Source organism: Ruminococcus sp. AM31-15AC (genome assembly GCF_003462045.1).
Taxonomy (GTDB): domain Bacteria; phylum Bacillota; class Clostridia; order Oscillospirales; family Ruminococcaceae; genus Hominimerdicola; species Hominimerdicola aceti.
Genome location: NZ_QTYG01000087.1, coordinates 1 through 4,506 on the forward strand (window position 1 = coordinate 1; position 4,506 = coordinate 4,506).

5 protein-coding genes and 3 pseudogenes are annotated in these 4,506 nt (G+C 37.2%); all 8 read left to right on the forward strand.

The window, feature by feature from the left end; genetic code table 11:
* The first annotated feature begins 124 nt into the window (after positions 1 to 124).
* A pseudogene (locus DW793_RS13710) lies at positions 125 to 762 on the forward strand (ATP-binding cassette domain-containing protein).
* Positions 763 to 1,152: 390 nt separating this feature from the next.
* The gene (locus tag DW793_RS13715; protein WP_118158477.1) at positions 1,153 to 2,199 is read left to right on the forward strand and encodes a Fic family protein; all 1,047 of its coding nucleotides are present in this window, start codon (positions 1,153 to 1,155) and stop codon (positions 2,197 to 2,199) included.
* Between the two features lie 88 nt (positions 2,200 to 2,287).
* Positions 2,288 to 2,977: pseudogene (locus DW793_RS15530) on the forward strand (polymorphic toxin-type HINT domain-containing protein); the annotation flags it as partial.
* A 171-nt stretch (positions 2,978 to 3,148) separates the two neighbouring features.
* Positions 3,149 to 3,358, forward strand: a complete 210-nt coding sequence (locus DW793_RS13730) for a hypothetical protein (RefSeq protein ID WP_117924929.1) — start codon at positions 3,149 to 3,151, stop codon at positions 3,356 to 3,358.
* 46 nt (positions 3,359 to 3,404) lie between these two features.
* Positions 3,405 to 3,554: a polymorphic toxin-type HINT domain-containing protein gene (locus tag DW793_RS16055; RefSeq protein ID WP_390624696.1), complete on the forward strand. Its 150-nt coding sequence runs from the start codon at positions 3,405 to 3,407 to the stop codon at positions 3,552 to 3,554.
* A pseudogene (locus tag DW793_RS16060) lies at positions 3,554 to 3,649 on the forward strand (hypothetical protein); the annotation flags it as partial. The gene DW793_RS16055 and the pseudogene DW793_RS16060, both read left to right, overlap by 1 nt.
* Positions 3,650 to 3,694: 45 nt before the next feature.
* Complete coding sequence (locus DW793_RS15730) at positions 3,695 to 4,057, forward strand: GH-E family nuclease (protein WP_290126988.1); 363 nt, start codon at positions 3,695 to 3,697, stop codon at positions 4,055 to 4,057.
* On the forward strand, positions 4,054 to 4,506 hold a 453-nt coding region (locus tag DW793_RS13740), incomplete at its 3' end, for a suppressor of fused domain protein (RefSeq protein WP_118158478.1). The genes DW793_RS15730 and DW793_RS13740, both read left to right, overlap by 4 nt.

Here is a 4,506-nt window from a genome sequence, read left to right on the forward strand (position 1 = left end):
AGTTTTTCGGTCAGCTATCTTGCCATATTTATAGCGGTACTGCTGGCGTTCTGCTTTATCGCCATAAGAAAATTCAATTACGACAATGTTGCAGAGATAGCAAGTTAGGGATTAGGGGGACGAAATGGATATCATCAATGTAAATGACGTATGCCTTACGCTTGGCAAAACGGAGATACTAAAGCACATAAATGTGTCCTTTGAGGAGGGCAAAATACACGGACTTATCGGCAGAAACGGCAGCGGAAAGACAATGCTTATGAAGTGCATATGTGGTTTTATCAAGCCCACGAGCGGTGAGATTATCGTTGACGGCAAGCAGGTGGGCAAGGACGTTGACTTCCCGAAAGATATGGGTATCATTATTGAAACACCTGGGTTTATACCTTACTATTCGGGCTACAAGAACTAAAACTTCTTGCGGGGCTGAACAACAAGATAGGTAAAGATGAGATAAAAAGCAGTATGAAACAGGTGGGACTTGATCCCGAACTAAAGCGACATGTCCGCAAATACAGTCTAGGTATGCGGCAGCGTTTGGGACTTGCACAAGCTATCATGGAAAATCCGAAGATACTCATTCTTGACGAGCCTTTCAATGGTCTTGACAAGGATGGCGTAAAAGAAATGCGTGAGTACCTACTTTCATACAAGGAGCAGGGCAAGACTATCCTTATTTGCTCACACTCTGCGGAGGACATCTCCGTGCTGTGCGATACTGTGCATGAAATGGATAAGGGCGTTATTGAGGGGGTAAGGTGACATAGACTGAATAAGTATGGATTCGTATTTTTATTTAATGCAATACTATATTATATCATACTTTCTAAAAAAGTTTACATTTATCAACACGGAAGTTGAAATAGCCATATAAATTTATCAAATTCCATTAGCATCTATCACTGATAGGTGCTTTTTTTCATAACCAAAACAAGAAATGCGGGAAACAATTTATGATATAAAATTACGAATATGCTCCCCAATGCTATAGATACCAAAAGAGTCGAGAAATCAGCTCTTTTATACAGTAGAGGGATACTGTTTGATATATTCCCTTATTTCACACATAATACTAAGGACAAATTTGCTTATTCTATTGACATTTCCCTTATTTTATATTATAATTTAAGGGAAATTAATGGAGGTAAGGAAATGAGAAGTTTTAATTACTCTGCTTTTAAAGAACAAAAGTGGGATTCTGATATTCTCGGACTTATAGCGGCCATATACAAAGAGGCTGGAAAACAGGAACAGTATCTGAAACAGCGTCCGCAAGAGATGGAGAAGCTTGTTGAGATAGCAAAAATTCAAAGTACCGAAGCTTCAAATGCGATAGAGGGTATCGTAACAACAAGCACGAGGATCAAACAGTTGGTCGAAGAAAAGACTACTCCTCGAAATCGTGACGAGCAGGAGATCGCAGGGTATAGAGACGTGCTGAACGTTATACACGAAAGCTTTGACGCTATTCCGATAACTCAGAACTATATTCTGCAGCTTCACAAAATGCTTTATAGTCATATGAACAATCCGCTTGCTGGCAGAACAAAAAGCGTGCAGAATTATATCAGTGCGGCTTACCCCGATGGACATACAGAAATACTGTTTACTCCGCTCGAGCCAAATGAAACATCTGAGGCACTTGACAGGATATGTGAAGAGTACAATCGTGTTATCGGTAATTTGGAGGTTGAGCCGCTTATAATTATCCCCATATTTATCCACGATTTTCTATGTATACACCCTTTTAATTACGGCAACGGAAGAATGAGCCGTCTGCTTACCACTCTTCTGCTGTATCAGAATGGCTTTTACATTGGCAAATATATATCGCTCGAGGCAAAGATCTCTAAGAACAAAGATTTGTATTACAGTGCTCTGAGTCAGTCGCAGACGGGCTGGCACGAGGGCAAAGAGGATGCTTTGCCATTTATAAAGTACATTTTAGGCACGATACTTGCATCGTATAAAGATTTTGAAGAGCGTACATCCCTTGTTCAAGAAAAACTGCCTGCACTTGAGATGGTCAGAATGGCAAGCAAAAGCAAAATAGGACGATTTAACAAGCAGGATATAAGGGAACTCTGTCCTACTCTCAGTGACAGTTCTATCGAAGGTGCACTAAGAAAACTTGTTGCCGCAGGAGAACTAAAAAAAGAGGGCAAGGGAAAGAGCACCTGCTATTTCAGATTAAATTAGATCAGAAGATGTTCTACACATCGCATGACTAGGTTTTGGCGGACTTGGAGCGGCAGGTGAGTTTTTAGGTAATGCCAAGGCGGTTAGTTTGGTTGCCATAGAAACGATAAAGTCAGGAGATAAAGTCATTTCAACAGACCCTGAAACAATGAAAACTTCTCCGAAACCTGTTCTTGAAACATACATAAGAGAGGTAACAACGCTTGTTCATCTCACTGTGAACGGTGAAGAAATCGTTACAACTGTTGACCACCCGTTTTATGTACAAGGTAGAGGGTTTGTTGAGGCTGGTAAGCTGCTTGTTGGCGATAAACTCCTTGATGTAAACGGAAATGTTCTTTTGGTTGAAAATTTTGATGTCGAGTTGACAGATGAACCCACTACAGTGTATAATTTTCAAGTAGAGGATTTCCATACTTATTATGTTGGCGAGTGCGAGGTTTGGGTTCATAATGCAAATGCAGATTATAACTTAAGTGAAACCGAGTATCGCAAAATAGGTGAAGATGACACGATTTCATTTGGTGAAAATGAAGAGACTGTTAAATATCGAAGAGTTCAAGGAGGAGATGGCAGCAGTAATTCTAGTCAACAAAAAATAACTGTAAATGAAAACGGGTCAATTTCAATTGCTAACAAGAATAAAAATTTAAATATTAGCATAGATAACGGAGAACATTCAACTTATTTTAAAAATGAAGTTCGAGGAAATGAAGCATATACAGTTGAATTTGAGGTACCAAAGTGGTTGATGACTTATTACAAGAAAATACAATAAGCCAAGATGGTTATCGCTCAAATCCGTTGAATCAAGGGGGAACTGCTCCAAAGCTAACTGATATATCTACACCTGGTCGAAGTTATGAATTACCAGCACCATGGTCTGAATTGATAGAAGAAGTTGCCACTAATGGAAAAATTATAGAGTGAAATCTAAGGAGAGTGCGTAATGGATAATAAAATGCGTATTATGTCGGAAGAATTTGAAAATACAAATACTGGTGAAAAGGTAACTGGTATTACAGTTATGATTGATGGTAAATTAAAACAAGTGTTTGATGTTATGATTAAAAAAAGTGGTGGGGAAAAAAGTTATTTAGAAATGTTGCAAGAGGTGCTTGTTATGGGAATAGATGAGTATATAAAAAGGTTAAAGTAGAGTAATTGTTGCAATCAATAAAGTCATTTCAACAGACCCTGAAACAATGGAAACTTCTCCGAAAACTGTTCTTGAAACCTATATAAGAGAGGTAACAACGCTTGTTCATCTAACTGTGAACGGTGAAAAAATCGTTACAACTGTTGACCACCCGTTCTATGTAAAAATCAAGGCTTTATCAAAGCAGGAGAACTAATAGTTGGTGATGAACTCCTTGATGTAAACGGAAACATTCTTTTAGTTGAAAATTTTGATGTCGAGTTGACAGATGAACCCACTACAGTGTATAATTTTCAAGTAGAAGATTTTCATACATATCACGTTAGTGGTTTTAGCGTGTTGGTACATAATGCAAGTGATTTATATGCAAGGGGATCATTTAGACGCAGTGCAAGACAAAAAGCAGAAAGTGAGGCACCAAGAAACTCTAACGGAAAAATGAAATGCCCAACTTGTGGAAAAGAAATACCTGATAAAATAACAATAAATACCAAGAATGGTCCGGTTGATAGAATAGGTTATGACCTTGATCATTATCCAGAGACTTGGGCTGAGAGAAAGGTAAAATTACAATCATTAGAAACAACTCCTACAAGAACAGAAGTTTTAGACTGTTATAATTCAGATTTGAGAGTTCAGTGTCATGAATGCAATATAAAACATATATTTGAAGGAGTGAAAGGAGATTTTGCTGAATGAGTTTAGGTGAAAGTATACTTGACCATTATGAATTGTTTTTAGGAAAATATATAGGTGTAGATAAATATACAAGCGGCGAATACGTTATACAACTTTTGGGATTTGACAGAACGTTTAAAGATTGTTTAACATTCGCATCTTTTGGACTGTCAAATTATTCGAATTTAATTAATAATTCATGTGAAGTAATTATGCCAGTAGATGATGATTATGATAATTGTGCTGTTGTATTTGCGAATGCTTTATTTTATGTTCTTCAACAACAAATGGATTTTGGCAGAGGTACAATAATTGAAGGTCTAGATAACATAATTGCAGATTTTTCAAAAAGGCATAATAAAACAGCGATTTATTTTACGGAACCATATGTTTTACCAGAAGAATTTTCAAAAATTGAAGATCACTTAAAAATGTATATAGCGTTTTTTATTTCAGAAAAAGAACTTGAA

Excerpts from the sequence above, each read along its gene's own strand:
- DW793_RS13730 (WP_117924929.1), top strand. The coding sequence starts at position 3,149 with ATGGATAATAAAATGCGTATTATGTCGGAAGAATTTGAAAATACAAAT.
- DW793_RS13715 (WP_118158477.1), top strand. The coding sequence starts at position 1,153 with ATGAGAAGTTTTAATTACTCTGCTTTTAAAGAACAAAAGTGGGATTCT.
- DW793_RS16055 (WP_390624696.1), top strand. The coding sequence starts at position 3,405 with ATGGAAACTTCTCCGAAAACTGTTCTTGAAACCTATATAAGAGAGGTA.